The following is a 13994-nucleotide window of genomic DNA, read 5'->3' on the forward strand; positions in this document are numbered from 1 at the left end:
ACCGAACCTTGACGCCGGACCACCGGTCGGGCGGTCGCGACGGATCCTGGAAACAGCCGGCGAAAGGAACCCCATGTCCCACGGCTCGGGCGGGCACGCCTCGTGTTGGTACCGCCCGATGCCCGTGATCCACCGACTGGCCCCCGGGGTCTTTGTCCTCACCGGCTACCGCCGCTCCTGGCTGCGCGGCGATCTGCTCGCCGGTGTGACCGTGGCCGCGTATCTCGTGCCGCAGGTGATGTCGTACGCGGGCGTGGCCGGGCTGCCGCCGGTCTCCGGACTGTGGGCGATCCTGCCCGCGCTCGGCGCGGTGTTGGGCTCGTCCCGGCTGCTGTCGGTCGGCCCCGAGTCGACGACCGCGCTGATGACGGCCACCATGGTCGCCCCGCTGGCCGCCGCGGACGCCGACCGTTACGCCACCCTCGCCGCCACCCTCTCGGTGACGGTCGGCCTGCTGTGCCTGGCGGCTCGGCTGCTGCGCCTGGGCGTCGTCGCCGACCGCTGTTCCTCAGCCCGCTGCTGGCCCGCACGCCGTCTGCGGTACTTGGCGCCCTCGTCGTGTACGCGGCGGTGCGCATGATGGACCTCGCGGGCTTCGCCCGGCTGGCTGCCTTCCGGCGGCGGGAACTGCTGCTGGCGGTCGGCTGCCTGGTCGGCGTGCTCGCCCTGGATCTGCTCTACGGCGTCCTGGTCGCCGTCGGGCTGTCCGTGGCCGAGCTGCTGAGCCGGGTGGCCCGGCCGCACGACGCCGTCGAGGGACTGGTCCCCGGCGTGGTGGGCATGCACGACGTGGACGAATATCCGCAGGCGCGCGCCGTCCCCGGGCTACTCGTCTACCGCTACGGCTCCCCGCTGTTCTTCGCCATCGCCGAGGACTTCCACCGCCGTGCCCTGGCCGCCGTCGACGAACAGACCGGCCCCGTCCGCTGGTTCGTCCTCAACACCGAGGCGAACGTGGAGGTGGACATCACCGCCCTGGACGCGGTCGACGAACTGACCCGTCGCGAGATCGTCTTCGCCCTGGCGGGAGTGAAACAGGATCTCCTGGACGATCTGGAGGCGTACGGGCTCGCGGACTCGGTGGGCAGGGGGCGGATCTACCCGACGTTACCGAGGGCCGTGGCGGCGTACCGGACGTGGTGTCGGGAGCGCTGACCGAGTGTCAGGCGATCAGCAGATCGGGCCGCACGAGCGTTCCGGAGCGGCCGTGCACGATCTCGTACGCCGCGTCCAGGGCGCCGATGGCGGCCAGCCGGCCGGTGTTCTCGACGAACCGGGCGGCGGCCTCGGCCTTGGGCCCCATCGACTCCTCCGGGTAGTGGGCGCCGCGCAGCTCGGTGGGCGTGACATCCAGGACGGGCCGCTCGTCGGGGGTGCCGTAGTCGGCGTAGATGTTCGGAACATTGGTGAGGACCAGCAGGAAGTCGGCCTTCACGTCCTCGGCCAGCCGGGCGGCGGCAAGGTCCTTGTCGACGACAGCGTCGACTCCGCGCAGCGCGCCGGTGGCCTGGTCGGCAACGACGGGGACGCCTCCCCCGCCGGCACACACCACCACAGCCCCCGTCTCCAGCAGCACCCGGACGGCATCGGCCTCCAGGATCCGCTCGGGCGAGGGCGCGGGGACCACGCGCCGCCAACCGTGCCGGTGCTCGGCCATGTGCCAGCCGTACTTCGTCACCAGGAACCGGGCCGGCTTCTCGGGGTAGAGGGGTCCGACCAGCTCTGTGGGGTGTTCGAAGGCGGGGTCGTCGACGCGTACCCGGGTGTGCGTGACGAGCGTGACGACCCTGCGTCCCGGCAGCACGTCGTGCAGGGTGCGCATGAGGAGGGTGCCGATCATGCCCTGGGTCTGGGCGCCGAGCAGATCCAGGGGGTAGGGGGCGGTGAGGGCCGCGTCCGCCGTGCTCTGGGCGGCGAGGAGGTCGAGCTGCGGTGCCTTGCCGTGTGTGACGACGAGTTCGTGGTCGTGGGCGAGGGCGGCGATCGCGGTGGCGACGCGGACGATGTTGGTCCGCTGGACGTCCGCGTCGGGGCGCTCACCGCGGTGCAGTAGGGCGTTGCCGCCGAGGGCGACGACGATCCGCATGGTTTCCGCCTCTCCCCTCGCCTCGGCGTCGAGTCCGCGCCGAGTGGCTCTCCCTCTCCCTCATCGAACGGCGGACGGCCCAGCCGCACAGGGTGCTGAAGGGCTCCCGCAGGCCGCCGGGTGGCCCCGGTCCTGGGGGCCGGGTGGCCCATGGTTCCTGCGGTCGCGCGTGCTCACACTGGAGGTGGTAGCTCCATACGCCCGCCTTGGAGGCACCCCATGAACGCACCAGCAACGATGAGCATGCCGCGGGCGCTGCCTGTCGAGCACCGGGAACGGCTGCTGCGGATCGCCCGGGAGGTGTCGTTCCCGCAAGGCGCCCGGCTCTTCGAGGAGGGTGGACACGCCGACCGGTTCTGGATCATCCGGACCGGCACGGTCGACCTCGACATGCGCGTGCCCGGCCGCCGTGCCGCCGTCATCGAGTCGCTCGGCCACAACGAACTCCTCGGCTGGTCCTGGCTGTACCCGCCGCACGTCTGGCACCTGGGCGCGGAGGCGTCCTCGCCGCTGCGGGCGTACGAATTCGACGCCACCGCCGTACGCGCGATGTGCCAGGGCGACCCCGAGTTCGGCCGGAGCATCGCCCGGTGGGTCGGCGAGGTCGTCGCCCACCGGCTGCAGGCGGCCCGTGTCCGGCTGCTGGACCTATACGGCCCACACGGCAGCGGGAGCCCGAGCTGACCCCGAGCCCGGCACCGCGCGTACCCACCCGATCGAGGAGTCAGAGGAGTCATCGTGCCCGGATCCCCGCACATCGTGTGTGACGTGATGACCCGTGACGTCGCCGCCGTCGGCCGCGACGCCGCCTTCAAGGACATCGTGCTGACCATGCAGGACCGCAACGTCAGCGCCCTGCCTGTGGTCGACGGCGGGGGGCGGGTCCTCGGAGTCGTCTCCGAGGCCGACCTGCTGCCCAAGGAGGAGTTCCGCGACAGCGACCCCGACCGCTACACCCAGCTACGCCGACTGTCCGACCTGGAGAAGGCCGGTTCGGTCACGGCGGGCGAGCTGATGACCTCCCCGGCCCTCACCGTCACCTCCGACACGACGCTCGCGCAGGCCGCAAGGACCATGGCACGGGCCAAGGTCAAGCGCCTGCCGGTCGTGAACGCGTCGGGGCGGCTGGAGGGCATCGTCAGCCGGGCCGATCTGCTCAAGGTGTTCCTGCGGGGCGACGAGGAGATCGCGGAGGAGGTCCGGCGGGAGGTCGTGGACTACCTCTTCACGGCGCCGGCATCGACTGTGCGGGTCGAGGTCCGGGACGGGGTCGTACGGCTGGGCGGCCAGGTCAAGGACACCTCGCTGGTGCCGGTGGCGGCCCGGCTGGTGCGGGCTGTGGAGGGAGTCGTGGACGTGGAGTTCGACCTGACGGGCGGGGCACTTCAGCGGCCCGAGGATCGATCTGCCCTCTGATCGGACCGCCCCGAAGCGGTCGGTCACAGCGCGCCGCAGGTACGACTGGGGCCGGTCGGCCCTGGTGCCTTCGGCCCGGGTACGTGGTGATCGTCATCACGGACGGCCCGCAGTCCGTCACACACCAGGGCGTCCGTGCCGGAGCTGGCCGTGCTGATGCTGACCTCGTTCGACGACGAGGACGCCCTGCTCGACGCGATCATGGCCGGAGCCTCCGGTTATGTGCTCAAGCAGATCAGAGGCTCGGACCTGGTGTCGGCGGTGCGTACGGTCGCCTCCGGGCAGTCGATGCTCGACCCCGCGACGACAGCGCGGCTGAGGCGCTCCCTGCGCGCGGAACCAGCCGAGGCACCCGCCGAGTCGCCGGTGCTCGCGGGGTTGTCGCCGCGCGAGCGGGAGATCCTCGCGCTGATCGGCGACGGCCTCACCAACCGCGAGATCGGCAAGCGACTGTACCTGTCGGAGAGACCGCAAGAACCACATCTCCCGGCTGCTGGCCAAGCTGGGCGTCCAGCGGCGCGTGCAGGCCGCGGTGCTCGCCGCGCATCTGGAGCAGCCCGAGTCGACGGGTGAGCGTCCGGGGTGCTGACGTCCCTCCAGCCTGCGTGGCCAACCGGCAGTCGCGCCGCTGGAGCGGCACCCGCGCAGAACGGCGGCACCCTGTAGCTCCCGGTTACGCGCCCCGAAGCGTCGCCGCTCGACATGCCGTCGGCCGTCCGCCGCGACAAACGGAACCGCTGATCCTTCGGTTGATCCTGACAACCACGTTGGGCCCTCCGGCACACCATCGGGCCGTACGGCCCATCCCCGGCCCTGCCCCAGGCAGGCCACCGTGGTGGGGGTCATCGAGCCGTCCCGGCCCCCATCCGGCCCGGGACGGGGAGGAGTCCCCATGCCCACAGCGGTCCCCGACGGCCCGACCCTCGCGACGCTGGTCTCGGCGTCCGCGGCCGCGCCCTCCCTCCACAACACCCAGCCCTGGCGGTTCCGGTTCGACCCGGACACGGGCACGCTGGAAGTCCGGGCGGCTGCCGAGCGCGGCCTGCGGCACACCGACCCGACGGGGCGCGCCCTGCACGTCTCCGTCGGCTGTGCACTGCTCAACCTGCGGATCGCGGTGGCGCACTTCGCTCGGGAGCCGGTCACCCGCCTACTCCCCCGGCCCGACGAGCCCGGCCTGCTGGCCACCGTACGCCTGGGCGGTCCCGCCCGATTCTCGGCGGCCCCGCGGCTCTACGACGCCCTGTGGCGCCGGCACAGCAGCCGACTGCCCTTCTCCGACCGCCCACTGCCCGGCGCGGTGCTGGCAGAGCTCGCCGAGGCGGCCCACACGGAGGGTGCCGTGCTCGTCCGGCCCGAGCCTGCCGCGGCCGACCAGCTGCTGCGGCTGACGCGGGAGGGCGAGCAGCGCACCAGGGCCGACCGGGAACGGGCAGCTGAGAGCCGTCGCTGGGTCCGGGAGCCGGACCACACGGGTCTCGGGGTGCCGCCGGCGGCCGTCGGGCCGCAGGACTACCGCGAGCACATCCCGATGCGGGACTTCGGCGCCCACCGCCACGCGGCCGACCTGGCCGCCCGCCCCTTCGAGGCCCGGCCGCGCCTCGTGGTGCTGACCACCGCGCACGACCGGCGCGCGGACTGGCTGCGCGCCGGGCAGGCCCTGCAACGCGTCCTTCTGGTGGCCACCGTTCACGACGTACGGGCGTCGCTGCTGCACCAGGCGCTGGAGTGGCCCGACCTGCGCGAGCGGCTGGTGTCCGCGCCGTCCGATGACGTGCGGGCGCACGCGCAGATGGTGATCCGCCTGGGCTACGGCCCCGAGGGCCCGCCGTCACCGCGGCGTCCGGCGTCACAGGCCCTGGAGAGCGGTGTGCTGCCGGTTCTGAGCTGAGCGAACCGTCCGAGCGAGCCACCGCACTCCGCGCACGCCCAACTCCACGAGCAGCACCGTGGATGCCGTGCCAAGGCACAGCGCCCACTGGCCCGCGTCGAGCGGCACCGTGCCGAACACCGTGCGTGCCCATGGCAGATGGACCGCAACGATCTGCACCGCCAGAACACCGGCCAGGCACAGCCACAGGGTGCGGTTGCGGAACTGGTGGCGACCGAGCAGGGGGCCGTCGTCGGCGCGGGCATTGAGGGAGTTGAACAGCTGGAACAGGACGAACGTGGTGAACGCCATGGTCAGCGCGGTGTCCGTGTCGACCTGTTCCCGGGCCAGGGCCAGCAGGACCACAGTGCCCAGGGCCATGACCGCGCCGGCCCGGGAGATCCCCAGCAGCCGACGGGCGTCCAGGATTCGCTCCGCGGGTGGCCGCGGCGGGCGGCGCATCACGTCGTCGCTAGCCGGATCTACGGCCAGCGCCATGGCGGGCGGGCCGTCCATGATGATGTTGACCCACAGGAGCTGCGCCGCGGTCAGCGGGGCGGGCAGGCCCGCCAGGGAGGCGCCCAGCAGGGCCAGGATGGCACCCACATTGGTGGCCAGCTGGAAGCGGACGAACTTGACGATGTTGTCGTAGATCGCCCGTCCCTCGCGCACGGCCCGCACGATGGTGGAGAAGTCGTCGTCGGTGAGCACTACGTCGGCGGCCTCCTTGGCCACGTCCGTGCCGGTGCGCCCCATCGCCACGCCGATGTGCGCGGCCCGCAGCGCCGCCGCGTCGTTCACGCCGTCGCCGGTCATGGCGACGATGTGGCCGCGTTTCGACAGGGCCCGCACGATCAGCACCTTGTGCTCCGGGGCGACCCGTGCGAACACGCCGATGTCGTCGATGCGCGCGGCGAGTACATCCTCCGTCATCCGGTCCAGCTCGGCGCCGGTCACCACGTCGTCGTCGATGTCGAGCTCGCGTGCGATCGCCGTGGCGGTGTCGGCATGGTCGCCGGTGATCATCTTCACCGCGACGCCCGCCGAGCGGCACAGTGCCATCGCGTCCCGTGCCTGGAGGCGTGGCGGGTCGGCGATCCCCGCGACGGCGACGAGGGTGAGCCCGGGGAGCGCGGAGGGGTCCGGCGTGCCGTCGACCAGGGCCGTGGCAGCGCCGAGGACGCGCAGCCCCGAACCGCCCAGTTGTGCGGTCACGGCCTCCATCTCGCCGCGCCGCCCGTCGTCGAGGTCGCGCACGCCCTCGTCGGTCCGTACGCCGGTGCACAGGCCCAGCAGGACGTCCACCGCGCCCTTGACGTGGACGCGGGTGCGGCCGTCGGGTTCGGCGTGGAAGGTGGCCATGTACTTGGTGGCCGCGTCGAAGGGCAGCTCGCCGGTGCGCGGCAACTCGGCCCGCAGCCCGTCGGCGTCGATACCTGCCTTCGCGGCCAGGACGACGAGCGCGGCCTCCGTGGGGTCGCCGACGAAGCCGTCGCCGGTCAGGTGTGCGTCGTTGCAGAGGGCGAACGGGAGTACGGCGTAGAGAAGTTGGTCGGCGCGTGCCTCGCTGCCGCGAACGGCGCCCTGGGTGCCGTAGCCCTCGCCGGTCACTTCATAGAGCCTTCCGGCGGTCCAAAGCGCCCGTACCGTCATCTCGTTGAGCGTCAGCGTGCCGGTCTTGTCACTGCAGACGACCGTCGCCGAGCCGAGGGACTCCACCGAGGCCAGGCGTTTGACGATGGCGCCGCGTTGGGCCATGCGGTGCACGCCGAGCGCGAGGGTCAGGGCCAGGACCGCGGGCAGCCCTTCGGGGATCGCGGCGACAGCGAGGGCCACGGCCCGCACGGCGATGTCCGCGAGTCCCTCGCCGCGGAGCAGGGAGACCAGCGCGTAGACGACCACCGCGATGCCGCTGATCAGTGCGAGGCGGCGGCCGAGGCTGTCCAGCTGGATCTGGAGCGGGCTGGCCGGTTCGGCGCCGGTGCGCAGCGCCTCGGCGATCGCACCGAGCTCGGTGCGCATGCCGGTGGCCGTGACGATCATTTCGGCGCGGCCCCGGGTCACGGCGGTGTTCATGAACAGCATGCTGGAGCGCTCGGCGAGCGGCACCGGTCCGGTCGCGGTGGCCTCGACGGCCGCGGTGCTCTTGGCGACCGGCTGGGACTCGCCGGTGAGGGCCGCCTCGGCGACCTCCACCGACTCCGCGACGGTGAGCCGCCCGTCGGCGGGGACCCGGTCTCCGGCCTCCAGCAGGACCACGTCGCCGGGTACGAGGGTGTGCGCCTCGACCACCCGTTCCGCACCGTCGCGGCGGACGCGGGCGGTCGGCACGAGCATCCGGCGCAGCGCCTCCAGGCTGCGCTCGGCGCGGCGCTCCTGGAGGTAGCCGAGTACGGCGTTGATCTGGAGGACGACGGTGATCACCAGGGCGTCCTTGATGTCGCCGATGGCTCCGGCCACCACGGCGGCGATCAGCAGGATGCCGATCAGCCAGTTGCGGAACTGGTCCAGGAACTTGAGCCACTCGGGTCGGCGTTCCGGTTCGGCCAGCCGGTTCGGCCCGGAGGCCGTCGCGCGTTCGTCGGCCTCCCGCGTGCTCAGGCCGGTCGCCGGGTCGACACCGAGGCCGGCCGCCACCTGCGCGGGTGCGAGCTGGTGGACGTCCGCCCCAGCGACGGGCCCGGAAGAGACCTCTGCCGCCATTCGCCCGTCCACGGTCACTCCTCACCCGTGCGGACGACGGCGACCGGGCAGTGCGCGTGGTGCAGCAGGGCCTGGCTGACCGAGCCGAGGAGCAGCCCGGTGAAGCCGCCCCGGCCGCGCGCGCCGACCACGACGAGTCCGGCGTCGGCGCTCGCCTCGATGAGGGTGTGGCGGATCCGGCCGCGCGCCAGCCTGCGGTGCACGGTGACATCGGGGTACTTCTCCCCCAGCCCGCCCAACGCCTCGGCGAGCAAGCGCTGCTCCTCGTCGCGCAGCCGGTCCTCGTCGTATGTCACGAAGGGCGGGTCGGACGGGCCGTCGTAGGCGCGCTCGCCCTGGGGGTTCCAGGCGTGCAGCGCTATCAGGTCGGTGCCGTGCAGGGAGGCCTGGGCGAAGGCGAACTCGACGGCTCCCCGGGCCGCGGGTGATCCGTCCACGGCGAGGAGGACCGGCCCGTCCTGGCTCGGCCGACCGCGCACCACCAGCACCGGGCAGGCGGCGTGGGAGGACAGATGACCTGCGGTGGAGCCGAGCAGCAGGGCGCCGAACCGGTTCAGGCCCCGGCTGCCGACCACCGTAAGGGACGCGGTGCGCGACTCGATCTCCAGCACCATCACGGGTTCGCCGACGACGACCTCGCGCATGACCTCGATCCCGGGCGCGGCCTCGTGGGCGCGCCGCTCGGCCTTGGTGAGCGTGCCGTCGATCAGCTCGCGCAATCCGGCGCCGCTCGGCTCCCAGGGCCGTCCGGGCGGCACGAGCGCGGCCGGCCAGCCGAAGGCATGCACCAGCCGCAGCCCCACCCCCCGCAGACCGGCCTCGCGCGCCGCGACCTCCACGGCCGTCAGACTCGACGGTGAGCCGTCCACCCCTACGACAACCGGGCCGTTCATCGCTCTCCCCTTTCCGGGCAGGATCCGCGGGTGCCGTTCGGCTTTCTCAGGGCAAGCCCCCCCGAAAGCCGTACGCCCCTCCCCGGCGGGTCCCCGCCGGGCTCCTCATGACGCGAAGAGGGCAGCGCCGTGCAGCCGGGCCCCGATTCCGGCGGCCTCGGCCGTGCGAGCTCTCCTCGCTGCTCTTTCCCAGCCTCGCCCCTCGTCCGGATCCCGCACAGGGCCGTACGGACCCTGTTGGGGAGCCCATCCGGCCCTCGCCAGGCGGGCGCCGCGCGCCGACTCTGGAGGGGAGGGAGTACACGCGCGGCACGTCGGCATCCGGTGCCGCGCCAACACCGGAGGTGCGTCATGACCGGACCTGTCGTCGTCGGACTCGACGGTTCGCCCGCGAGCGTGACGGCCGCTTGGTGGGCCGCTCGCGAAGCGGCGGACCGGCATCTGCCCATCGTGTTGCTCCACTCGTGGACCACGCAGCCGCTGGACGTGCCCATCCGGCAGGAGGCGCACACGAAGGAACGCTACGGCCGGGACGTTCTGCAGCGGACCGCGGCTGAACTGCTGCACCGTGACGGAGAGCTGAACCTGACCGCTGAACTCGTCTCCGTCCCTGCCTCGCAGGCCCTTCTGGAGCGCGGTGCGAGCGCGTCGATGCTGGTGCTCGGCTCGCGCGGGCACGGCTCCGTGGCGAGCTTCCTGCTCGGTTCCATCAGCCTGCACGTGCTGGGCCTGGCGCCCTGCCCGACCATCGCAGTCCGGGCGGGCGACCCCGCCGTCGAGGCGGGCTGGGACCACCCCGCGGCGGCGGACCGCGACGAGGTCGTCGTCGGGCTGGCGGAGTCCGGCGCCGCTGCCGACCCGCTGCTGGAGTACGCCTTCGCCATGGCCGCGCCGCGCGGCAGGCGCGTGCGGGCGGTACGGGCACTGCCGCTGTCCTCCCTCGCCCCCTTCCGGGACGAAGACGTCGAGGCCGAGGAGCGCGTGCGGCTGGCCGAGGTCCTGGCACCGTGGCGGGAGAAGTTCCCCGACGTCCCCGTTACCAAGCACGTCGCCACGGGCCCCGCCACGCAGGTGCTGCTGACGGCCTCGGCGCGCGGCTCCCTCACCGTCGTCGGGCGCAGGCGCCACCCGTCGCATCTCACGTGGAAGCTCGGCCCCGTCGCCCACGCGGCGCTGCATCACGTGCCCTGCCCGGTCGCCGTCATTCCGCACGACTGAATCGACCAACCACGATCACCGGGGCGAGGACCTTCATGGACCACTTTCTTCCCCGAAAGCCGTTGCAGCGGGTGCTGTCGGCCCTCTCCCGTATGCCACCGCTGGAGTCGCTCCTGCTGGCCGGCACCACTGTCGCCCTGACGGTCGGCGGCATCTTCTGGTGGGCGGGTGCCCGCGATCTCGCCAACCTGTGCTGGGCCGTGGGCACGGTCGTCGCCATCGGACCCGCGGTGGGCTGGGTACTCGGCGCGCTGCGGCGCGGTCACGCGGGCGTGGACCTGATCGCGGTCCTTGCCCTGGGCGGCACGCTCGCCGTGGGCGAGTATCTGGCCGGTTCCCTGATCGCCCTGATGCTGGCCACCGGCCGCGCCCTGGAGGCGGCCGCCCGGAAGCGGGCCTCCCATGATCTGCGCGCCCTGCTGGAGCACGCGCCCCGCACCGCCCGGCGCCGCACCGGCAGCGAGGTGCACGTGGTGTCGTCGGCCGAGGTCGCCGTCGGGGATCTGCTCGTGGTGGGGCCCGGCGAGGTCGTCCCCGTCGACGGGACCGTGGTCGGCGACACCGCCGTACTCGACGAGTCGGTCCTCACCGGAGAGCCGTTGGCCGTGCATCACGCCCCGGGCCGTTCGGTGCGCAGCGGTGCGGTCAACGCGGGCGGTGCGTTCGAGCTGCGCGCGTCCGCGACCGAACGGGACAGCACCTACGCCGGGATCGTGCGGCTGGCCCGGCAGGCCGGGGCCGAGTCGGCGCCCGTGGTGCGGCTGGCCGACCGTTACGCGGCCTGGTTCCTGCCGCTCGCCGTCGCCGTCGCGGGCCTGGCGTGGCTGGTCACGGGTTCCGCCGTGCGGGCGGTGGCGGTCCTGGTGGTCGCCACGCCGTGCCCGCTGCTGCTGGCGGCGCCCGTGGCCGTGGTCTCCGGTCTGTCGCGCGCCTCACGCCGCGGGGTGGTGGTCCGGGACGGCGGTGCGCTGGAGAACCTCGGCCGGGCGCGCACCCTGTTGCTGGACAAGACCGGCACCCTCACCGGCGGGCGTCCCCACGTCGTCGACGTGGTCGCCGCCCACGGCTGGCAATCGTCGCAGGTACTGCGACTGGCCGCCTCACTCGACCAGTACTCGCCGCACGTGCTGGCCCGGGCCCTTGTCGAGGCGGCCCGCGAACGGGGCCTGCGCCTGACCGTGCCCTCGGACATGACCGAGGAACCCGGCCGCGGCGCCGTCGGCACCGTCGCCGGACGCCGGATGGCCGTCGGCCACCTCGACGACGGTGCGGAGAAACCCGCCTGGGCCCGCTCGGTGGACAACCGCGCCGTCCTGGACGGGGCGGCCGTCGCCTGGCTCACCGTCGAAGGCCGCCCGGTCGGGGCCGTCCTGCTGTCCGATCCGCTGCGCCATGACGCGCCGCGCACCCTGCGCCAGCTGCGCGCCGCCGGCATCGAACGGCTCGTGATGCTCACCGGCGACCGTGCGGAACCCGCCCGCGAGGTCGGCGCCGTCCTCGGCCTGGACGACGTGCGGGCCGGCCTCTCCCCCGCGGACAAGGTCGCCGCGGTGCGCGCCGAACGAGAACGTGCGGTCACCGTGATGGTGGGCGACGGCGTGAACGACGCTCCCGCCCTGGCCGCCGCCGACGTCGGCGTGGCGATGGGAGCCCGCGGCTCCACGGCGTCCTCCGAGGCCGCCGACATCGTGCTGACCACCGACCGGGTGGACCGACTGGCCGACGCCGTCGCCATCGCCGTACGGTCCCGGCGCATCGCCGTGCAGAGCGCGCTCGGCGGCATGCTGCTGTCCCTGGCCGCGATGGCCGCGGCCGCCTTCGGTCTGCTCCCGCCCGCCGTCGGCGCCCTACTGCAGGAGGGCATCGACGTCGTGGTGATCCTCAACGCCCTGCGCGCGTTGGGCGACGACCGCGCGGCTCGGCCGGCGCTCCAGCCCTCCACCGAGGCGCTCATCCACCGGTTCGCGGCCGAGCACGACGATCTCCAGGATGTCCTGGAGGCCGTGCGCTCCGCTGCCGACCGCCTCTCGGACAGCCCCGGGCCGGAGGCCGTCACAGCCGTGCGGGACGTCCACCGTCTGCTCACCGAGCGCCTGCTGCCGCATGAGTACGCCGAGGAGCACCAGCTCTACCCTGCCCTCGCCCCCACGCTCGGCGGTCCCGAGGCGACTGCCACGATGAGCCGCGCCCATGTCGAGATCTACCGCCTCGCCCGCCGCGTCGAAACCCACCTCGCTCTGGCCGGCCCCGACGGGGCCCTGGCCCCGGAGCAGCTCGACGACCTGCGCGCCTGCCTGTACGGGCTGCACACGGTGCTGCGGCTGCACTTCACGCAGGAAGAAGAGAACTACTTCTCCCTCGCGCCCTGAGGTGACGCCAGACGAACGAACCGGTGGGGACTCCGAAGCCCGGCAGAACGTGCTCGCCGACGCTACGGCGCTTGCTGGCGTGCTGGACGGGGTCCGGCTCGGTGCTGTGGTGCATGCGGCTGGTCGCCGTCGGCGGCCTCACAGCCTACGCGGAGGCGAGCCGCCGCTTGGCCCGGGTCGAGGGCGTGCCCCGCACCGGGAACAACGGCGACGTGGTCGAGCTGGTCGTCAGGTCCGTCCGCAGCCTGCTCCCGGAACTGCTCGACCTGGCCCACGAACTGCACGTCGGCATCCGCAGTGTGGAGCACGACGAGCCAGATCGTCGTGCCGAAGGGGTTCACCGAGCCGCTGCACGGCGAGGCCGCCGAGCCGGTCAAGGTTCTGGACAGCTTCGACTACGGCCTCCAGGCGCAGCAACAGGGCGGCCCACGCGGCGATTTCGGGAACGCGTGGACGACGCTGCTGTCCCAGGGCGGGGCCCTGCCCGCGATCCTGCGCGACCTCACGATCCTGGCCGCCTCCGCCACCGTCCTCATCGCGCTGGCGTCCCTGGCCCTGCACCACCGGCTGACGACCGACCCCGGGGCGTGAGGCACGGTCGCATCGCCGATCGGCCCTGACATCGGGCCGGTTGGCCCCCACGCCGTTCAACTGCGGTGCGATGTACTGGAGTTGAGAGACAGTTCGGTTCCTCCGTCATGAGAGGGGCAGGGCATGGCAACGTCACGCACGCTCCGCCGTGTCACGGTCGTCGGCACGGTGGCGGCTCTGGGCGCGTCGGTGCCGGCGGTCGCGAGCGACGTCCGGGCGGACAACCCGGCCACCGTCACCACGGTCACCGCTCCGGCCCGCAGCGGGAGCCCGGCAAACACGGTCGACCGGGTCGCCGACTTCTACGGCGCTTACATCGACGTCCTGTACGACTCCGGCCGCAACCGGCTGGCCGACTCGCTGCGCGGCCACTATCTGACCGCGAAGCTACGCAGTGTCCTCGCCCGCTGGGAGGCCACCCATCACAAGGACGGCGTGCTGCGCGCCGAGGGCGTGCCGATCTCCTGGAAGGTGGTCTACAACGACAGCGGGATGGGGCACTGCTGGACTCGCGTCACACTCACGTGGCAGGACGCCGCGAATCGCCTCCACCGGACACAGCTGATGGTCCAGTCCGACCTCGCGACGCAGCTGATCTCCGGCATCCGGCCCGCCTGACGGCCGCCGAGCCGTCTTTCGTGTCCGGCCCGCCCAGCTGCCGGGTCGCTGTCGGAATGGAGCCCGCCCGGCGGCCGGACGGGCCAGGAGCGCAAGGTCCGGTCGGCCGTGCTCACGCCCCGTCCCGACTCGGTCGGGACGGGGCGTGAGTTCGAAGGTGCTGCCGGCGGGGGGAACCGCTTTGGCTGGGCCTTGCTGCGGGAACAGGAGGTCCGTCGCGGGGGTCACCA

The 13994-nt window shown here is 73.1% G+C and carries 10 protein-coding genes and 2 pseudogenes; 9 read left to right on the forward strand and 3 right to left on the reverse strand.

Features of this window, described 5'->3' with window-relative positions; all coding sequences use genetic code 11:
* The first annotated feature begins 73 nt into the window (after positions 1–73).
* Positions 74–1155, forward strand: a pseudogene (locus OG254_RS03725) (SulP family inorganic anion transporter).
* 7 nt (positions 1156–1162) lie between these two features.
* On the opposite strand, the gene OG254_RS03730 reads toward OG254_RS03725, so the two are convergent.
* Positions 1163–2086 (reverse strand): carbamate kinase, encoded by a 924-nt coding sequence (locus OG254_RS03730; protein WP_405577181.1) that lies wholly within the window; start codon positions 2084–2086, stop codon positions 1163–1165.
* Between the two features lie 219 nt (positions 2087–2305).
* On the opposite strand from OG254_RS03730, the gene OG254_RS03735 reads away from it, so the two are divergent.
* From OG254_RS03735 to OG254_RS03750, 4 genes and pseudogenes are all read left to right on the forward strand, one after another.
* The gene (locus OG254_RS03735; RefSeq protein WP_383837840.1) at positions 2306–2770 is read left to right on the forward strand and encodes a cyclic nucleotide-binding domain-containing protein; all 465 of its coding nucleotides are present in this window, start codon (positions 2306–2308) and stop codon (positions 2768–2770) included.
* A gap of 54 nt (positions 2771–2824) precedes the next feature.
* Complete coding sequence (locus OG254_RS03740; RefSeq protein WP_405577184.1) at positions 2825–3502, forward strand: CBS domain-containing protein; 678 nt, start codon at positions 2825–2827, stop codon at positions 3500–3502.
* Positions 3503–3628: 126 nt separating this feature from the next.
* Positions 3629–4091: pseudogene (locus OG254_RS03745) on the forward strand (LuxR C-terminal-related transcriptional regulator); the annotation flags it as partial.
* 303 nt (positions 4092–4394) lie between these two features.
* Positions 4395–5393: an Acg family FMN-binding oxidoreductase gene (locus tag OG254_RS03750; protein WP_405577186.1), complete on the forward strand. Its 999-nt coding sequence runs from the start codon at positions 4395–4397 to the stop codon at positions 5391–5393.
* Here OG254_RS03750 and OG254_RS03755 read toward each other — a convergent pair.
* Complete coding sequence (locus OG254_RS03755) at positions 5352–8087, reverse strand: cation-translocating P-type ATPase (RefSeq protein WP_405577188.1); 2736 nt, start codon at positions 8085–8087, stop codon at positions 5352–5354. The genes OG254_RS03750 and OG254_RS03755 overlap by 42 nt on opposite strands.
* A gap of 2 nt (positions 8088–8089) precedes the next feature.
* Positions 8090–8968: a universal stress protein gene (locus tag OG254_RS03760; protein ID WP_405577190.1), complete on the reverse strand. Its 879-nt coding sequence runs from the start codon at positions 8966–8968 to the stop codon at positions 8090–8092.
* 351 nt (positions 8969–9319) lie between these two features.
* On the opposite strand from OG254_RS03760, the gene OG254_RS03765 reads away from it, so the two are divergent.
* The 4 genes from OG254_RS03765 to OG254_RS03780 all read left to right on the forward strand — a co-directional run bounded on the left by OG254_RS03765 (position 9320) and on the right by OG254_RS03780 (position 13764).
* Entirely contained in the window at positions 9320–10186 is an 867-nt protein-coding gene (locus OG254_RS03765; protein WP_405577192.1) for a universal stress protein, read from the forward strand.
* 35 nt (positions 10187–10221) lie between these two features.
* The gene (locus OG254_RS03770; protein ID WP_405577194.1) at positions 10222–12555 is read left to right on the forward strand and encodes a heavy metal translocating P-type ATPase; all 2334 of its coding nucleotides are present in this window, start codon (positions 10222–10224) and stop codon (positions 12553–12555) included.
* Between the two features lie 297 nt (positions 12556–12852).
* Complete coding sequence (locus tag OG254_RS03775; protein ID WP_405577196.1) at positions 12853–13146, forward strand: hypothetical protein; 294 nt, start codon at positions 12853–12855, stop codon at positions 13144–13146.
* 123 nt (positions 13147–13269) lie between these two features.
* A complete protein-coding gene (locus tag OG254_RS03780) occupies positions 13270–13764 on the forward strand; it encodes a hypothetical protein (RefSeq protein WP_405577198.1) in 495 nt (164 codons plus the stop codon).
* The last annotated feature ends 230 nt before the right edge of the window (positions 13765–13994 follow it).

It is taken from the genome of Streptomyces sp. NBC_01092, from assembly GCF_045039535.1.
GTDB lineage: Bacteria > Actinomycetota > Actinomycetes > Streptomycetales > Streptomycetaceae > Streptomyces.